Origin of the sequence: Aliiglaciecola sp. LCG003, assembly GCF_030316135.1 — a bacterium.
Lineage (GTDB): Bacteria > Pseudomonadota > Gammaproteobacteria > Enterobacterales > Alteromonadaceae > Aliiglaciecola.
Map to the genome: position 1 here is coordinate 623983 of NZ_CP128185.1, position 17595 is coordinate 641577.

A 17595-nucleotide genomic window follows, 5' to 3' on the forward strand; every position below is an offset into this window, starting at 1 on the left:
ACTACTTTTTACCTTGTGCTGGATGGGAATAAATCGGCATGCGCTTGATAAATAACTTGAGGGCTTGCCAATATATTCCGACTACAGTTTTAATTGCCATACTTGGAATCCTTAACACTACGCGTCTGAGGCTAGAAGAGTTCAATTCGCCGCGCGTTAAATTCAGTTGAGCGACAAAATGCTTAGTTTGCTGATGACACGCCAGACTTACTGTTAAGCTGTGTAACGGCTGTGAAATGTTCCATTTATATTGCATATCCAAAGGATTGAAGGGTGATACATGGAATTCTTTTTGGCTATCATGCTGGCTATCTAAATCAACTAGGTAACAGTGGCGTTCATTCCATGGCGTGTTACTAACTTCGGCAAGCAGATGACTATAGCTACCACCTGGGTTGCGCAAATAATAGAAATTCACTGGACTAAAATACAAGCCTAGTGTTCGCAGGGGGCTGAGCAGGAATACCTTGCCAGTTAAAGGTTGCCCTGCAAGTTCAGACATTTTATCAATCACACATTCTGTCAATGGCAGGGATGGGTCGCCTAAAAAGTCCGATCGCCTAAATTGTATAGGGGCAAACTTGCTTGTTGAAAAGCCACGGACTTTTTGTTCGATATTGTCAACATCGTCAAGCTCTAACCAAAACATGTTTACCTGATAGCTGAATTTGTGCGACTTGGGCACGAATCGGGCATGCTTTACTTCACCACTATAAATTGCGCTGTCCATTACAGCGATGTTCCAAATTCTGCACAGACATCAAGTGCACTGCGTACACCGTCTTCATGGAAACCGTTGTACCAGTAGGCACCACAAAAATGCAGGCCCTGTTGCCCGGATATCTCGTTGCGCCGGGCTTGCGCATTGATAGTGGTTTGATTAAATTGCGGGTGGGCATAATTATAGCGGCCCAGTATTTTATCGGCTGCAATATCTTTGGAGTTGTTCAGGGTCACACAAAATGTTGTTGATGACTCAATGCATTGCAATATGTTCATATTATAACTAAGCACTGCAGGGGCCTGATGCTCTTGTGCGTCGCCTTTCAAAAGGTAATTCCAACTGGCCCAAGCCAATTTACGTTTGGGTAACACACTTGTGTCTGTGTGCAACACCACCTCATTAGGCAAGTAGTTGATACTGCCCAAAATGTCTTGTTGTGTTTGGCTCGGTTCGGATAGCATAGCCAGTGCTTGGTCACTGTGACAGGCAAAAATCACTTCATCGAATTGATGTTCCACGTTGTTCACCATAACAGCATAGCCACTTTGGCTGGCGACCACCCTTTGCACCGGACTATTAAGTTTAATCGCGCTTTCAAAGCCTTTGGTAAGCGGCGCGATGTAGCTACGTGAGCCACCGATAATACTGTACCACTGTGGCCTGTCGGTAATATTTAACAGGCCATGGTTGTTGAAAAATCGTAGGAAAAATTGAAATGGGAAGGCTTTGATATCCTCCAAGCTAGTGGACCAAATTGCAGCGCACATAGGCAGAATATAGTTGTATGCAAAGTCATCGCTAAGCTTTTGCTGCTGAATGAATTCAAACAAGCTTAAATCACCGTAGTCGAGGTTCTTACGGGCGTTTTCCTTACACACTTTATTGAATCGCAGAATATCTCTTACAATCCGCCAGAACTTGGGCCGCAATATGTTTCGGCGTTGAGCAAATAAACTATTTAGAGTATTGCCATTGTATTCCAAATTTTGTGCAATATTCTTAACGCTAAAACTCATCTCAGTTGGCTGGGACTTGACCCCTATTTTGTCCATTAATTTAATGAAGTTCGGATAAGTCCAATCATTGAATACGATGAATCCTGTATCGATTGCATAGTGCTTTCCATCAACCTCTACATTTTTGGTAGCTGTATGCCCGCCTATATAATCATTGGCTTCAAAAACTGTTATATCATGTTGTTGATGTAACAAGTGAGCGCAGGTTAACCCTGAAATACCCGAGCCAATAATTGCAATTTTTTTACCCATTTAAATGGATTCCTTAATTATTTTTATTAGGATTGGCGCATCTTTTTGCAGATGGCAACTTGCCAGCTAGTGGGCAATAGATTGAGGGTGCGCAATATCAGACTAAATCCCCAGGGGAAGTAAATATTGCTTCGGCGCTTTTCGATGCCTTTTAAAAATGCGCGTGCCGCCTGTTTTGAGCTGATTTTCATTGGCATTTCGAAGTCGTTTTTATCAGTTAATGGCGTTTCAATAAATCCAGGAGAAACGCTTTGCAATAAGATCTGCTTGTCTGCAAGGTCAACTTCGAGGCTTTTACAAAAGTAGTGCAGCGCTGCTTTACTTGCTCCGTAGGCCTGACTGCGGGTAAAAGGAAGAAGCCGAGCAAGACTGTCTACCATAACCACTTGATTACCCGCTTTTAAGGTCGGCAAAACCGATTCCACGCAATTTACAATACCAAAAAAATTGGCGCTAAATACCCGTTCAAACATGGCTGCTTCGAACTGATTTACATCTACGTACTCGCATACCCCCGCGTTGAACACATAAATATCTGCCTGCACGCTTGCCAAGGCCTGCTTGGTTTGTTGTGCATCACTGACATCAAAGGCTAAGCTTTGAACGTTTGAATGGCTACTCAGCTGTGCTAGTTTTTGCTGGTTGCGGCCGCAGGCAATAACCTGGTACCCATTTTCAGCTGCCGTCTTGGCCAAGCTCTCACCAATGCCTGATGTTGCCCCTGTTATCAATATTGTTTTCATACCACGATTAACCGATATACCTAGTCATGCTTAATTGATATAAATACCGAAGAACTGCCGTTTGAGATCATATAGCTAATCAAATGAGTTTTATCTCTGGGTCCGACTATCGCTGGATAAAGGGCGGACTAAAAAAGTAAATTTAGTCACACAAAGCAAGTTTTGGTCAATATGGCATTTTCACCTGACTGTTAGTGAAAATGTGAGACCTCCAGATGCTTTAACTATAGTTCACAAGCCACAAAAAAGCCGGTATTCATACACCGGCTTATCTATGGTTAAAGTCTGCACAAACGCTTTGTGAAACTTAGCGATTTAATGCCTCAGCAATGGCTTTAGCTTACAGTGGCACGTAACATCCACGCGGTTTTTTCATGGACCCGCATACGGTCTGACACTAGTGCTGCTGAAGATTCATCATCTGCATCTTGAGCTAATTTAAGCACTTTACGACAAGTTTTGACAACTTGCTCATGACCGTTGGTCAACAACGTCACCATTTCACTTGCTTCTGGAACGCCGTCGACTTCATTGATAGAGCTCAGCTCAGCGAAGGCTTTATAAGTACCAGGTGCGGCTACACCTAAGGTTCGGATCCGTTCTGCAATATCATCAACGGCAATAGCTAATTCGGTATAATGCTCTTCAAACATTAAATGTAGTTCGCGGAATTGTTTGCCAGTCACATTCCAGTGAAAGTTGTGGGTTTGAAGATACAAAGTATAGCTATCAGCAAGTAGGCTCTTTAAGCCCTGAGCTATTGCTTCACGATCTGTCTTATCAATACCAATATCAATTTTCATCTGTTTCTCCTTGTTGAATGATTAGGTTAAGCTTACTGCACTCGAGAGAGTAGAATCCAATATGCCTTTTCGATTGGGAGTATCACATTTATTGATTCACAATATATTACGCATTTCCAACCATGTGCTAATTTGTTGATCTATATCAGCTGGGTAGGGCACTCCATCCTCAACACCGGCATAAAGTAAACACATATCAGCGCGCTTCACAAAGACGCTATGATATTTGCTTATCCAAAATGATAGGTGTTTTCTTAGTGCATCTGCCGCGGGAAAAGTTTCAGTCACCATAGGATTAGATTGAATTATTTTGAGCATTGCCTGATTACTCTTGAGCAACTCTCCTTCGGTGATGCCGCGAATCTGAGCAAACACGAAACGTTCCTGGTCATTCAATGCTGGGTAGTATTTAGCAAAAAACTTTTCGTATTGTAATTCCCGCTGAACCCCTAAACGACGGGTGATCATCTCGACTAACTCATTACGTCGTTTAACCTGAGCACTAAAGGCGTTATAGGAAATCCCCTGCTGTATATGTAATGCCAAAATATCTCGTTCTAGGTTGAGTTGGCGAGTCCAATAATTTGTCGCCAGCGCCAACAATAATAAAAGCAAGGCAATTGCCATCATCATCAAGGCGGCGGAGGAACGAATCGAGCGTTTTGTCGAATGAAAGTAGACTTTACCGGTTTTGCTTGAATCCTCGGTGGGAATGCTGATTGAGGTGGTGTTGTTGAGCTTGGCTGGTGGACGTTGTAGAGTTGAATCTGCATCCCAAACTAATCTATAGCCCTTACGAGGCAGAGTCTGCAAACACTTGTTATTGCCGCCAGCCAGCATAAAGGCCTTGCGCAATCGGGAAATAGCATTATTTAACACATCATCGCTGATGATCTGATTGGGCCAAACTTGCTGCAGGATCTGCTCTCTGCTGACCACTTCACCGTTGGCCGCATACAGCGTAAGTAATACGTCCATGGATTTTGGCTCAACATGAGCTTCCGCTAGCGAGCCTTGTATACGTCCAAGAGACGGTTCAACAATACAGTTGGCAATTTGTAGTGAATTTGACATGTCTCTATCAGCTAAATTTTTAATCAAATTATTGTGCTAACCATCTAGTAAAGGCAAAGTAATAAAATTGTCCGCTGTGCCAAGTTATCTGCTATGCAGGCGTAATTAACCCTATACACCTCACTCTGCCTAACTATCCCTCTTTAACAATAGTCTACTGATAGGTTTTCCATAGGTTTTTGTTAGAACATTGTTTCTAATTACTGATATTTCTGAGATGCACGGTATCGGCAATGCATATTGCTTAAAACTCATCTAAAAGGAAATAGATATGACAACAATAACGCGGTTTTCTCAGCAGATTCTACAACTTAGTAGGCTATGTTTATGTAGTCTGTTTTTTTCGTCAATAGGGGCTAATGCCGCTTTGGTTCAACTTGAAAGTAACCTTTCACCTATTTCTGTCGGACAAGACTTTTGGCTTACTTTGAATGTCCAAGACCGGGATAGCAGCATCATCAGCGCGTTAGATTTGAGACTGTTTTTTGATAGCCAACTGGCTCGTTTAAATACCGTAGAGTTCGGGCAATTTCTTGGCGGGGCGAGTGATAGCTTGCAAGACAGTTCTATTGAGTTAAATCAAGTGTCAGTAACAGAGCTTTCTTTGCTTGGAAACGACACGTTAGCACTGCTGCAAGATATACAAAATCCGTCAATGGATTTATCCCTTATGCGTTTTAATTTTACTGCAATTGAACAAGGTCAGTTCAGCATATCTAAAGATTATATCGATTTATTCGATGGAAATTTTATCCCTCAAGACACAGAAATGCTTGCCTTGTCACTGTCAATTTTACCCAATAGCCAACACGTAACGGCGCCACACTACATGGGCTTGTTTATTAGCCTAATTGTCATAGGATTAACGGCGCGGAGGAGTCAGGTATGAAGACCTTACAATTCAGAAAAAGTATCATATTTGCCTGTACGGCAGGGCTACTATTTTTTGCCGTGCTAAGTCATGCACAGGTCTGTGATGTGGATAGTGACAATGATGTCGACCGGTTTGATATTGGACATATTTTTCAAGCAAGAAATCAAAATGCGATTTTCGATAATGATCCACGAGATGAAAATGCTGACGGCCGCATTACCTTGGGTGATGCAAGAGCCTGTGTACTTCACTGTACAGCAGGTCGCTGTGCACCTATCGAGGATCCCAATCCCTTAGCTCGCGCGACCTTAATTATAGTAGATACCTTTGGTACTCCCATCCCCTTTGCTGTAATCGAGCGGCTTAGTGACGGCGAGCAAGCCACAACCGATAATAGTGGTGTTGGCGAGCTTGCAGCCTTTGCCGCCAATAGTCAGTCGGTGGTGTCTGTAAGGGCTAATGGTTATGCCAAGGGCGTGGCGCGTTTAGATATCGGGCCAGCACAATCTAGTGTTTCTCAACGTATCGTGCTGCGTCGGCGTGAACTAGCAAAACAGGCTCCGGTAGACGCAGAGGTTTGGTTGGTTGGTATGGATGGCACCAGTGTCATGCTCCCAGCCAATGGTTTTGTTGATCAGCAGGGCAATCGAGTCACCGGTAATATTGGAGTATTCATGACGCCAGTTGATGTATCAGTGGATGAGTTAGGCAATGGCTTTCCGGGTCTTTATGCTGGTATACCCGAAAATGAATCCAGCGAATTTCCACTGGTAAGTTTCGGGGTAGTTGAATTTTTCTTTGCCCAAAATGGTCAGGAGCTGCAACTTGCACAGGGTGAGTCAGCCGGTATTGTGATGCCATTGTATCTGGATATATATCCCGACGGCAGCAGCGTGCAAGTGGGGGATGAGATCCCATTGTGGTACTTGAACGAAGAAACTGCAGTATGGGAGCAGCAAGGGATTGGCAGGGTCGTGTTGTCGCCTCACTCTACAACAGGGCTTGCGTTACAGGCTGAAGTTCAGCACTTTAGCTGGTGGAACATTGACTTATTTGGCGGTGGAGATAGCGATAACCCTAATCTTCCTAAAAACTTCAAGGCTGATGTTACGGTTGTGACGCCACAAAGTTATGCGGGATTTACCACTTATGCGTTGCTGCGCGCCAGCAGCAGTGCAGTGCGCTCTATATCGTCTCGTACCGTTTCGTTAAATACCCCTAAAACTTTATTTGTATTCGAGGGACAAACTTGTTTTAGCGCCAGAGCCTTTGTTGTCCTCGATGGTCTGAGTGAATTCATTGGTGAATCTGAGCGCGTGTGTGGATCCTTTGTTAGTGAGCAAGATAATCACCAGCAAATTGATCTGCTAATTGACACTGATTTACCTTTTCGTGGGGCTATAGTGGCACCGTTATGCAGTGTGGTCGAGCAGCCGTTCGGCCCGGCAATCGTCAAGGGGATCAGAGGGAGTGCGCCTTTTACCTATCATCAATCATCGGGATTCCCAAGCGGGCTAGCTGTGGACTCCAGAACCGGTATAATTTCTGGTACTCCAACAGATGTAGGCATCTTTAACCTAGTCACAATCATCGAAGAGCACAATGGTGACAATCATGTTCTACCGGCATATTCGGTTGAGATTGCAGACTTATTGACTATTAGCATCGACTTTCCAGATGACTTACAGCTAGGTGATTTCATTGAAACTGAACCTCCGGTCGTGAGCGGCGGCTGCTCTCCTTATCGTTATAAATTAGCGGAAGGTGATTTACCGGATGGCTTGATGGTTGATAGTCGTACAGGTGTTATTTCAGGTATTCCAACCTCTGCAGGAACAAGCACATTCACATTGGAGGTTTTTGATGGCTCGGGAAGTCGCGCGCAAACTGAGTCGCAAGAGGTGATATTTGGTCAACCTATACTAGTATCAGCTCAAATTGCCACACTAACCCCCGGTCAATCTTGGTCATACAATGTTTCTGATATGGTGTTAAACCAAGGCGGTGATGTCATCAGCTACAGCGTAACAAATTTGCCAAGCTGGCTGGAATACAATGACATCTTGGGTGTATTGACAGGAACTCCGCTAATTGAAGGACAATATCAATTTGATATTACCGGCAGTAATGAAGCAGGCCAATCTACTGTTACTGTGACCCTCACGGTGTTAATGAACTTACTACCGCCAGCTAATATTAGCGCAGTTGCGTTAGGTGATGCCTTGCAATTGGCCTGGCAAGAGGTTGAAGGGATTAATGAGTATCAAGTAACGGTGAGTGATCTGGCAGACAATATCCTTGAGCAATTTATAGTGAGCGGCGGGCAGGCTTGGTTAACGGGCTTACCCTTGAATACTGAGTTTAGTATTACCCTTGCCAGTGTTTTGAACGGTGAGTTCTCGGAGCCAAGTGCAGCGATTATTTCCCCCCAGTTGAGCGGTGTACAGACTATCTTACTGCAAACCGGTTTCGGTGAACGGCTATTTCAGCCTGATGATATGCAATTTGATCATGCGAACCAAGATCTGCTGCTGATTGGCAATAGAGTCGTCCGTATCCCATTGGAGAATCCTGCACAGTGGACGATAGTGAGCTCTCAAGGTCAGTCGCTTAAAGGTGTATCTAGTGCCTATGTGAATGCAGATATGGGGTACGTGTTTAGCAGCCAATTCTCTGCTTCAGCTCCTTTCAGTGTTAGCTGGCTGCTATCGATGCAAGACCCTGTGCAGGTTGTGGGACAACTGCCATTATTGCCAGGGGAAAGAGCGCTAAGACCGAGTATTGTGCAAGGCAACGTATTTGATAATTTAATCGCCTTAAATGTAAAGCAAGATAATACCTTGTGGTGGAGAGTCATGTCACAAAATTTCGATGGCAGCTCACAAATTAAATTGAATAGTAATCAGGTAGATTGGCCGCTTGTTGCGCCGGGGTTAACTATTCGAAATGATATTTTATATGCTGTTGAACCTGCTCTAGTTAAAGCAACAAATCAATTGGCGGTACCGATCCAAGCTGGACAAAATTTGCAGACTGGTAGTGCTTTAGTCCTTGTTGATGAGTTACAAAATGCACCCGCTGCGTTACCCAGCATGTTTCCGTTGCAGAACTGTTTTAGTGACTTCGATGATGGACCTGATAACTATTTGGCGGCAGAAATTAGCGAAGTAGCGGATAGTTCGTCCAACAATTTGCTGATATTTGCCCAAAATTCGGATGATGGGTTGGGCGGCTTGGTTAGACTTGATACAGCGTCTGGTGATTGTCAGATGCTGCTTGGCCAAAGCGTGACAGAAGGTCAAATAGGGGATGCTGGTGTATTTCGCTTAAATGAGCGGAGTCAGGTAGAACTTAAACAGGTCAACAGTAATGATGTATTAGTCTTGATTAGGAACGATTTTGATAGTTTCCCAATCATCGATTATAAACTTTACGTTTTCTCCCTCTTAGAAGGAAATCTTACCCAGTTGATGAATATACAATACGACCTAGGTAATTTTGATTAATTTTAATCTTTTCTGCTACTAGAACCTAGCCAATTCAACTGTCCATTGCAGCTTGAATTGGCTCTGGGGTTTTCATCTTCCTCCCTTTAATTTTTATCCACTAATCCTATATTTGCTGTGCACTACCATCATTTTCGTGATGCCTGTCTATGAACCTGAGTCAGGGAGTAGCGATGAGGGGAGTAGCGATGGGTGATGAGATGGACGCTCCCCAATACGGCGTCAATGCGCCAAAATAGTAGTTCTTAAACAAGACTATTTACATAGGGAACGTCCAATATGAAGCTTAAAACAATTACCATCGATTTGGCAAAGACTGTATTTCAAGTGTGCGGAGTAAATGAACATATTAAACCGCAATTTAATAAGAAATTAAAACGGACTGAGCTACTTGATTTTATGCGCCAACAACCACCTACGTTGGTGGTGATGGAAGCCTGTTATTCATCGCATTACTGGGGGCGTGAAATTGCTAAATTAGGTCATGATACCAAGCTTATACCAGCCCAACATGTCACGCCTTTTGTGCGAGGCAACAAGAATGACCATAACGATGCTTTTGCCATAGCAGAAGCCAGCCAGCGCTCACATATCCGCTTTGTCCCCGTAAAATCTGAGCAACAGCAAGAAATTAATTGCTTGCATCGAATTCGAGAGCGCTTAATTAGAAACAAAACGGCCCTGAGTAACCAGATACGCGGGTTGTTAAGTGAATTTGGGGTAATATTTCCTTGTGGCCACGTGGCCTTGTGTGCAGGATTAGCCCAAGTAATTGATAGCGAACAACGCAGTAACCAGTTGAGAACCATGATGCGCGCGTTAAAGGCAGAATATGAAGACACACGCTCTCGCATCAAGGCCATTGAGCAGCAATTGCATCACTTTGTTAATAACAGTGAAAGTGGCAAAATATTGCTCAGCATCCCAGGGATTGGTTTCATTAATGCCTCAGCGTTTTTAGCCGCCATTGATAAAGGCCAGGCGTTTAATAATCCCAAAGAATTTGCCGTGTGGTTAGGGCTGACGCCTAAACAACACGCCTCAGGCAATATCAGTAAGATGGGCGGCATTACCAAACGCGGAGACCGTTATTTACGTAAACAACTGGTACATGGTGCGCGGTCTGTCGTGAGTCGTGCCGCGCAAAGAACTGATCCGTTATCACTGTGGGCCACTAAACTTCGCGTTACCAAGCCGTTTAATAAAGTGGCAGTCGCCGTCGCCCATCGTTTAGCACGTTTAATCTGGATATTGCTCACACGTCAGGAGCACTATCGCGTTACGTCCTCACAAGTGAGCGCATAACATGAATCACTTTACGTTATCCCTGTCGAGCTCAATTCCGTGTAGGACAAAGGCACCAAGCCTGTGTGGGTGTTGTGGAAGGCAAGACACGGGATAACACTTACTTTACCTACCCCGCTTAGTCATAAAATGATGAAGAAAACGGTCTACCTACCTCATCAAAGCCAGACTTAGACACGGATAACAATCCGACTGGGTGTTTTTAGGCGATAAGGTTCGGAGTTCATCAGAGGCCAGCGTTGATTAAACCAACGCTAATAAAGAGCCTGAATATATGTCAGAACTAAGCCATTTTAGACTGCCTTCAAGACAACAGACTAGCGGTAATAGAATAGTAAAAACGTAATTCGTGCAGAAAATCAGCACGAAGGGGCAATTAGTACGTTGACATCAGGGGAGCGTCCATATATGTCTATGTAAAGGGAATTGAGGTGGGTGTCCATGTAAAGAAATTGATAATTTATTTAATCGTTATGCTGGCGTGATACTTTCGTGATATTTGCTACTTATTCTAAGCATGGCTTGCGGTTATTTCTTGTTAGTTATTAAGTATCTGTTATCAGGGAGCGTTAAGTGGGTTAACGAAGATAACGATTACTATCCAATAATATTGGTTTGACAGACTAGAGATTTAAGCCACTCATTGTGCCTTTGCTAGTTGAAAGGCATGTTGGTTTGAATGCTGGAAGATCATAAACATGAAGATATTTAATACAGGAATGGTAATTATCACCTTGGGGCTTAGTCTGTCTCAATTGGTGAACGCAACAACGATTGAAGTAAAGGTTAATAACCTGTTTGATCCCGGAGGCTTGGCTATTACGCCAGTTTGGTTGGGCTTCCACGATGGCACCTTTGATACCTTTGATCTCAACATTAGCGCATCTATGTCTTTGCAAAATTTAGCTGAGAACGGTGATACATCGGGGATTGAGAGTGACTTTGCTGGCTCTCAATCTAGCGGTGTCCAACACGTTTTGACCTCTGGAATGATGCCTCCCATTTTTCAACCCGGACAATCTGCAACCAGTGGACTAATTGAGGTCGACGCTGCAACAAGTGGATATTTCAGCTTTTTGTCAATGTTGATCCCAACTAATGACGGCTTTATCGGTAACCAAGATCCCTTAGCATATTCGTTGTTTAATGACATGGGGGATTTTGTCGGGTTAGACATACTGGTTCTCGGTTCATCTGTTTGGGATGCCGGGACAGAACAAAATCGCGGCTTTGGTGCTCCTTTTCTAGTCGGGGCTGACCAAGAAAGTAGGCAGGACGAGGGAGCCGTAGTTACCTTCCACAATGGATTGCAGGTATTGCCGGGTGGCCTGGCTATTATTGGTGGCATGACACCAACAGGTTACACCATTGATGCATTAGCGGCAGATTTTACTGCCAATGGTTTTGAAGTGGCTCGGATAACTGTTTCACAAGTGGCTGAACCTGAAACCTTGGGATTCTTCGCGCTTGGGTTATTAGGCTTAGCGATGCGAGCGAAGCGCAGGAATAAGCCAGAATAGACTCCGCTTGAACAAAAGAAGTTGTGCAAATGTGCATAACTTCTTTTCTTCCCTAGCAAACAAACTGTTTGGGTACTCGATAGGCGTTAATCAATTTGAGTTTGGTTGGCCGATGTGTTGTTTTTAATTGCTGAAAACGCTAAATGGGTTCCTAGTAACGAGACCAAACAGTAAGCAGTAAAGTAATAGAATCCCTGCCCAGCATTAGACAAAGTCTGGGTACTCACATCTAACGCCAATTTAAAGCCAAACAGACTAAACTCATTAGAATTAGTGGTTTCGGCGTGATTGGTAGACAAAATAGCCAGAAAAACTGCAATCACAAAGACATCGGCCATAGACCATTTACCAATACTGGCCACAATGTTAAATAGAACTCTTTCTAATCTACTGCCGGGTTGAAAGTAAGCAATGCTCACCAAGGTAGTTTTTAATAGCGGAATGACCACCGAAAACACAAATATGAGTAGTGCTACCAATAGTCGCTGGTCGTGCCAAAGCTCGTCTATGGTTGCCATGATTGATAGCTCTTTATCGACGAGGGAAGAACTGATAGACGCGCCGCTTAAGGTGGCGGCCATTTCCATATTTAATGAAAACATCGGCAGTATTATACCTGGGATAAATAGCCCCAAAGCAATAATATTTAAGCCAAATCCAATATGCCTTCTGATCATCTTTAGCAACCCTCTGCATTGTAGCTACATCGTTAATCGGTATCTGCCCAGCCTGAAGTAGCGTCAGAAACTGGCTGGCTATCCTATAGCAACTTATGTCAGGCTTAAACCACTGAATAGTAAATGGGTGTGTCGACAGCAAATTAAAGCCTAGCGTTAAACATAAAAAAGGCGCCTTAGCCGGCGCCTTCAAAATCATTAGAATAACTAACTTCAATAACTAGGTTAGTTAGTACCTACTTTACAGGAAATCCTCTGTCTCGCATAAGAGCTTCAACTTTAGCATCACGACCTCTGAATAGGCGGTACGCTTCAGCTGGGTCCATGGCATTACGGATAGAGAACAAATATTTAACCAATCTGTCGCTCACTTCGTCGTCATAGAAACCGCCTGGTGCTTCAGCGAATGCTTCGGCAGCATCTGAAGTTAAAACTTCTGCCCACATGTAACCGTAGTAACTAGACGCATAACCTTCGCTGCTGAAGATATGACCAAACTGAGTACTGCGATGGCGCATGACCATTTCCGCAGGCATACCTAATTTAGCTAATTGTTCTTTCTCAAATTGCTGAGGCTCAATTTTGGCAGGATCCGTGGTGTGGTAAAGCAGATCCATCATCGCTGAAGCCAGATACTCAGTGGTTTTGAAGCCTTCATTAAAGGTTGATGCTTTGTTAATTTTAGCCACCAATTCTTTTGGAATAGGCTCGCCAGTTTTGTAGTGCACTAAGTAGTTATTGATCACTTCATCGGTAGTTAACCAGCGCTCTAGCAATTGGGATTGAAATTCAGTGTAATCACGTACGCCAGAATGAGAGGTAGGATAAGCCACAGTTGCTGACAAGAAATGCAATGCATGGCCAAATTCATGGAAGTAAGTTTCAGCATCATCCCAAGAAATCAATGTAGGTTCGCCATCGGCGCCTTTTACGAAGTTCGAGTTGTTGGAGGATAAAACCGTTTTCTTACCATCAAAGGTCGTGTGGTTACGATAGGTAGTTGCCCAAGCACCAGAGCGTTTTCCTTTGCGGGCAAAGGGGTCTAAATACCATAGCCCAATATGCTCACCACTGGTGAGGTCTGTTACTTCCCACACTTTCACCTCTTCATGAAAGACTGGTACTTTACCTTCTTCAATAGCAGTAAACTTGAAGTTGAATAAACGCCCGGCAACATAAAACATGGCTTCGCGTAGTTTATCTAGTTGCAAGTATTGCTTAACTTCGTCCGAGTCGAGGTCGTACTTTTGTTTACGCACTTTTTCTGCGTAGTAGCGATAATCCCATGGCATGATTTTGATATCAGCACCCTCAGCATCAGCTACCGCTTGCATGTCTTTAACTTCTTCTTCTACGCGGGCAATGGCGGCAGGCCACACTTTTTGCATCAACTCCATGGCATTCTCTGGGTTTTTAGCCATGCGATCTTCTAAACGCCATTGAGAGTAGTTGTCATAACCTAACAATTTAATCCGTTCATGACGTAAAGAAAGAATTTGTTTGATCAAATCATTATTATCAAATTCATCACCATTATTGCCACGGCTGTAGTAGGTTTCCCATACTTTTTGACGTAGATCACGTTGTTCAGAATAGGTTAAGAAAGGGTCCATAGACGAGCGGGAGTTAGTGATTGCATATTTACCCTCTTCGCCACGCTCTTTAGCGGCAGAAGCAGCAGCATTAACAAAGGATTCAGGTAAACCAGTGAGTTGTTCTTTGGATATATAGAGAACATAGTTTTCTTCATCGGCCAACACATTGTTGGCAAACTTGGTTTGTAGACTGGCAACTTCTTGATTGATGTCAGCGTAACGTTGTTTCGCTTCACCTTGTAAAGTCGCGCCATTACGGGCGAAACCATTGTAGGTCAACCAAGTTATACGCTGTTGTTCTTGCGTTAAAGTATTGTACTCTTCACTTTCGTAAACAGCTTTTACGCGGGCGAAAAGTTTTTCATTTTGGCTGATTTTAGAGCTAAAAGCCGAAATTTTAGGGACCATTTCGCCTTGAATTTCGCGGAATTCAGGGCTGTTTTTATTCGCACTCCAAATACCCCAGTAGCTGAATACACGACCTAAATCGTCACCGGCTTTTTCTAATTCAACAATGGTATTCTCAAAAGTAGGCGCCGCAGGGTTGTTAATTATGGCCTCTACTTCAGCCAAATTAAGCTCCATACCTTTTTCTAGAGCGGGCTTTAAATCTGCCAAGTCCATTTTGTCAAATGCGGGAACACCACCGTAAGGGCCGCTATATTCAGCTAGTAGTGGATTATCATTGGTAACTTGGCTTTGTGCTGCAGTTTTGGCGGCAGAAAGGTTATTTTCTTGGGCTTGCTCATTGTTAGAGCAGCCACTTAATGTTGCAATCAGCATGGCGCTGGTCAGGGTCAGGGCAAATTTTTTCATTTATTCATCCGGTATATTTGTTCTGTCATTATTATAATTTTATAAGCCATCATTGGCCCACAACCCATCAATACTAATGCTTGCATCGGAAACTACAAGTCGATTCATCGAAGCATACGGTCAATGGCCGTTTCATTAAGTGTACAGTCGACATAGTAAAACCTGCCAATGTTATAAGCATAGGTTTGCTAATTTACAGATAAACCTACCCAAACTATCTGGCAATTTTGTACCTATAGTTGCATTTTGTTTTCTTGATATATGCTTTAAGTCGGGTGATTTTCATTTGAAATTTTCAATTCAACGGCAATACACTGGGAAATAATCGCTGATTGATAAATTAATCCTTTTAAAAAACGTCCAGTGTTTTTCAGTGTCGTGTTCATAACCTGTTGAAACCCAACGACGGTTATTCTAATAGTGAATTTTTTAGGTATTTTTTAATATACCTATTATGTACCAGCGTACTTATAGGTTGCTCTGGTTTGCATATAATTTAACCAAGTTGAATTTGCAGGTGAGATAACGTCATGGTCAAGTATTTGTGTTTGCTTATGACATTTTTTATGAGCGTTAGTGAGGCTCAAGAAAGTTACCTCACTGCTGGAGTTAATTGGCTCAAATCTAGTCTACCTGAAGCAACAAAACTCGAATTCAATAAGTCTCGAATCAAGTTTAACGGTTGCAAGCACCGCGAATATAAACTGTCATTAACCCAACCGGTCACTGAAAATTTCGCCATAGAAGGTGGCTTAACTTATGCAAAGGGGCAGCTAAATTGGGGCGTCAGTAATCAAAAAATTAGTTTGAAGCGCTATTCTTTGGTTCCGCGTTATCGTTTAAATTATAATATGAGTATTGCGGCTGGACTAGTCTTACAATCTGCTCCTGAATTCAAAACATCGCAGGGTCTTGAGCTAGCATTACCCACCAGCAAAATTTTTGTGCTCAGCACTCGTTTTAACGATTCTAAAGATAAATATCAGATAGAAATCGAACTAAGCAGCCATCGCTGGGATAACAACGCAGACACCACTAATGGGCTCAACAGTGGGGTAGTGAATAATAAGATGAATATCAGTTATTCGGCATTCTTTTGAGACTATTGTGGCGGGTAAAATCTCAGACCGCGCCACCGCTAATTGCATCAGAGAGTAAATGACGAGTATCACATAAACGGATAATAGTACGTTTATCCTGCTTATCAATTTCAGTTACACAGGTATTTTCAAAACTAGCTTGCTGCAGGCTTTGCTCAGTTAGTTTAAGTATCTCACTAACAATACATCGCAACACCAGCCCGTGGGTCATAACCAACAAACTGCCTGATGTATTGTCGGCCAAGTCAATTACCTGCTGCCAAGCTAGTGTGACTCTTCGTGCGAATTGTGCATGATTTTCACCATTGATGGGTTGGTATTCGGGGGCAAAGAAATCATCACCAATGTCATCGTAAGATCTTCCTCGTAACTCACCAAAACTGCGTTCTTGCAGCAGTTCACTCAAAACAAGTTCACAACCTAATGCTTGCTGCAAAGGCGCTGCCGTTTGCTGAGTTCGGATATGGTCACTACATAAAATTTTGCTAATCGGCAGGGTCGAATAGTGACTAGCTAACTGCTGGGCTTGCGACATTCCCACTGCAGAAAGAGGTGTATCAGGAGTTTGTACAATTCGATTGCGATTGCCATTAGTTTCCCCATGACGCACTAAATATATAGCCATAATCGATCCTGTTAATCTAATCGATGTTAAATGTCGTAAAGCCGTCTACGCGAAGACCACGGTTTTTTTCTGATGAATAATAACGCGATCTTGCAAATGGTAACGAACGCCATTGGCGAGGGCTGTCTTTTCACAGTTTTTGCCTTTTCGGACCATATCTGCCGCAGAGTCGCTATGACTGATACGGATCACTTCCTGTTCGATGATCGGCCCTTCATCCAAGTCTTTGGTGACATAGTGACAGGTAGCACCAATCAATTTGACGCCTCTGTCATAGGCCTGTTGGTAAGGTTTGGCGCCAGCAAAAGAGGGAAGGAAGCTGTGGTGAATATTGATCGCTTTTCCTGCCAGCTTGCTGCACAAATTATCCGGTATTATTTGCATAAAGCGAGCGAGTACCGTTAGGTCGATTTGATATTCATCCAGCAAAGCTTCTACTTCAGCGAAAGCGCTAGCTTTATCTTGGTTGGAAAAATCTACCCAATGGAATGGCACGTTATACCATTGGGCAAATTGTTTCATTTGGGGGTGGTTGGCAATTATGCATGGGATATCACATTCTAACTCACCGGAATGCCAGCGGTGTAAAATGTCGATCAAACAATGAGATTCATGGCTGGCCAACAATGCTACTCGCTGTTTTTGATGAGAATCAGAAATCTTCCAATTCATTGAGAAGCGGATCGCTAATTCAGCAAATGCTTGCTTAAATTTATCAAGGCTCAAATTGAGGGTGTCGGCTTTAATTTCATGACGCATGAAGAATCGACCCAACTGACTGTCAGTATGATGACTCGCTTCCACAATGGTAGCTTGATGATCGGCTAAAAATTGGCTGACTGCTGCGACTAATCCGACTTGATCCGGACAGTCTATAACCAATCTGAATGTTTGTTGCATCTGGACGCATCCCTTATTCGTTCATTTTAAGTGCTGATATTGTGCGTTGTCAGTACAGCATAGGT

The 17595-nt window shown here is 43.3% G+C and carries 14 protein-coding genes; 5 read left to right on the forward strand and 9 right to left on the reverse strand.

The window, feature by feature from the left end:
* Window position 1: 1 nt before the first annotated feature.
* The 5 genes from QR722_RS02670 to QR722_RS02690 form a co-directional block, all read right to left on the reverse strand.
* The gene (locus QR722_RS02670; RefSeq protein ID WP_286285208.1) at window positions 2-730 is read right to left on the reverse strand and encodes a DUF1365 domain-containing protein; all 729 of its coding nucleotides are present in this window, start codon (window positions 728-730) and stop codon (window positions 2-4) included.
* On the reverse strand, window positions 730-1992 hold the full coding sequence (locus QR722_RS02675) for an NAD(P)/FAD-dependent oxidoreductase (protein ID WP_286285209.1): 1263 nt from the start codon (window positions 1990-1992) through the stop codon (window positions 730-732). The genes QR722_RS02670 and QR722_RS02675 overlap by 1 nt, the downstream gene beginning before the upstream one ends.
* Window positions 1993-2018: 26 nt before the next feature.
* Complete coding sequence (locus QR722_RS02680) at window positions 2019-2735, reverse strand: SDR family NAD(P)-dependent oxidoreductase (protein WP_286285210.1); 717 nt, start codon at window positions 2733-2735, stop codon at window positions 2019-2021.
* Between the two features lie 335 nt (window positions 2736-3070).
* Window positions 3071-3538: a Dps family protein gene (locus tag QR722_RS02685; RefSeq protein ID WP_286285211.1), complete on the reverse strand. Its 468-nt coding sequence runs from the start codon at window positions 3536-3538 to the stop codon at window positions 3071-3073.
* A 96-nt stretch (window positions 3539-3634) separates the two neighbouring features.
* On the reverse strand, window positions 3635-4612 hold the full coding sequence (locus tag QR722_RS02690; RefSeq protein WP_286285212.1) for a winged helix-turn-helix domain-containing protein: 978 nt from the start codon (window positions 4610-4612) through the stop codon (window positions 3635-3637).
* 271 nt (window positions 4613-4883) lie between these two features.
* On the opposite strand from QR722_RS02690, the gene QR722_RS02695 reads away from it, so the two are divergent.
* The 4 genes from QR722_RS02695 (at window position 4884) to QR722_RS02710 (ending at window position 11817) form a co-directional block, all read left to right on the forward strand.
* Complete coding sequence (locus tag QR722_RS02695; RefSeq protein ID WP_286285213.1) at window positions 4884-5501, forward strand: hypothetical protein; 618 nt, start codon at window positions 4884-4886, stop codon at window positions 5499-5501.
* The gene (locus tag QR722_RS02700; RefSeq protein WP_286285214.1) at window positions 5498-8992 is read left to right on the forward strand and encodes an Ig domain-containing protein; all 3495 of its coding nucleotides are present in this window, start codon (window positions 5498-5500) and stop codon (window positions 8990-8992) included. The genes QR722_RS02695 and QR722_RS02700 overlap by 4 nt, the downstream gene beginning before the upstream one ends.
* A gap of 279 nt (window positions 8993-9271) precedes the next feature.
* Window positions 9272-10297 carry an IS110 family RNA-guided transposase gene (locus tag QR722_RS02705; protein WP_286283064.1) on the forward strand — a complete coding sequence of 342 codons (1026 nt, stop codon included), beginning with the start codon at window positions 9272-9274 and terminating at the stop codon, window positions 10295-10297.
* Between the two features lie 698 nt (window positions 10298-10995).
* Window positions 10996-11817 (forward strand): spondin domain-containing protein, encoded by an 822-nt coding sequence (locus QR722_RS02710; protein ID WP_286285215.1) that lies wholly within the window; start codon window positions 10996-10998, stop codon window positions 11815-11817.
* Window positions 11818-11903: 86 nt separating this feature from the next.
* Here QR722_RS02710 and QR722_RS02715 read toward each other — a convergent pair whose 3' ends face one another.
* Window positions 11904-12494: a paraquat-inducible protein A gene (locus QR722_RS02715; RefSeq protein WP_286285216.1), complete on the reverse strand. Its 591-nt coding sequence runs from the start codon at window positions 12492-12494 to the stop codon at window positions 11904-11906.
* A gap of 236 nt (window positions 12495-12730) precedes the next feature.
* On the reverse strand, window positions 12731-14905 hold the full coding sequence (locus QR722_RS02720; RefSeq protein WP_286285217.1) for a M3 family metallopeptidase: 2175 nt from the start codon (window positions 14903-14905) through the stop codon (window positions 12731-12733).
* A 566-nt stretch (window positions 14906-15471) separates the two neighbouring features.
* Between QR722_RS02720 and QR722_RS02725 the strand changes: the two genes are divergently transcribed.
* Entirely contained in the window at window positions 15472-16005 is a 534-nt protein-coding gene (locus tag QR722_RS02725) for a hypothetical protein (protein WP_286285218.1), read from the forward strand.
* A 22-nt stretch (window positions 16006-16027) separates the two neighbouring features.
* On the opposite strand, the gene QR722_RS02730 is transcribed toward QR722_RS02725, so the two are convergent.
* Window positions 16028-16630: a histidine phosphatase family protein gene (locus QR722_RS02730; protein ID WP_286285219.1), complete on the reverse strand. Its 603-nt coding sequence runs from the start codon at window positions 16628-16630 to the stop codon at window positions 16028-16030.
* Between the two features lie 45 nt (window positions 16631-16675).
* Window positions 16676-17530 carry a formyltetrahydrofolate deformylase gene (purU, locus tag QR722_RS02735; protein WP_286285220.1) on the reverse strand — a complete coding sequence of 285 codons (855 nt, stop codon included), beginning with the start codon at window positions 17528-17530 and terminating at the stop codon, window positions 16676-16678.
* Between the last annotated feature and the right edge of the window lie 65 nt (window positions 17531-17595).

What these genes read in the sequence shown, in the direction of transcription:
- purU (WP_286285220.1), bottom strand. Translation starts at nt 17,530, where the DNA reads ATGCAACAAACATTCAGATTGGTTATAGACTGTCCGGATCAAGTCGGA.
- QR722_RS02725 (WP_286285218.1), top strand. Translation starts at nt 15,472, where the DNA reads ATGAGCGTTAGTGAGGCTCAAGAAAGTTACCTCACTGCTGGAGTTAAT.
- QR722_RS02695 (WP_286285213.1), top strand. Translation starts at nt 4,884, where the DNA reads ATGACAACAATAACGCGGTTTTCTCAGCAGATTCTACAACTTAGTAGG.
- QR722_RS02680 (WP_286285210.1), bottom strand. Translation starts at nt 2,735, where the DNA reads ATGAAAACAATATTGATAACAGGGGCAACATCAGGCATTGGTGAGAGC.
- QR722_RS02715 (WP_286285216.1), bottom strand. Translation starts at nt 12,494, where the DNA reads ATGATCAGAAGGCATATTGGATTTGGCTTAAATATTATTGCTTTGGGG.
- QR722_RS02685 (WP_286285211.1), bottom strand. Translation starts at nt 3,538, where the DNA reads ATGAAAATTGATATTGGTATTGATAAGACAGATCGTGAAGCAATAGCT.
- QR722_RS02720 (WP_286285217.1), bottom strand. Translation starts at nt 14,905, where the DNA reads ATGAAAAAATTTGCCCTGACCCTGACCAGCGCCATGCTGATTGCAACA.
- QR722_RS02705 (WP_286283064.1), top strand. Translation starts at nt 9,272, where the DNA reads ATGAAGCTTAAAACAATTACCATCGATTTGGCAAAGACTGTATTTCAA.
- QR722_RS02730 (WP_286285219.1), bottom strand. Translation starts at nt 16,630, where the DNA reads ATGGCTATATATTTAGTGCGTCATGGGGAAACTAATGGCAATCGCAAT.
- QR722_RS02690 (WP_286285212.1), bottom strand. Translation starts at nt 4,612, where the DNA reads ATGTCAAATTCACTACAAATTGCCAACTGTATTGTTGAACCGTCTCTT.
- QR722_RS02675 (WP_286285209.1), bottom strand. Translation starts at nt 1,992, where the DNA reads ATGGGTAAAAAAATTGCAATTATTGGCTCGGGTATTTCAGGGTTAACC.
- QR722_RS02710 (WP_286285215.1), top strand. Translation starts at nt 10,996, where the DNA reads ATGAAGATATTTAATACAGGAATGGTAATTATCACCTTGGGGCTTAGT.
- QR722_RS02700 (WP_286285214.1), top strand. Translation starts at nt 5,498, where the DNA reads ATGAAGACCTTACAATTCAGAAAAAGTATCATATTTGCCTGTACGGCA.
- QR722_RS02670 (WP_286285208.1), bottom strand. Translation starts at nt 730, where the DNA reads ATGGACAGCGCAATTTATAGTGGTGAAGTAAAGCATGCCCGATTCGTG.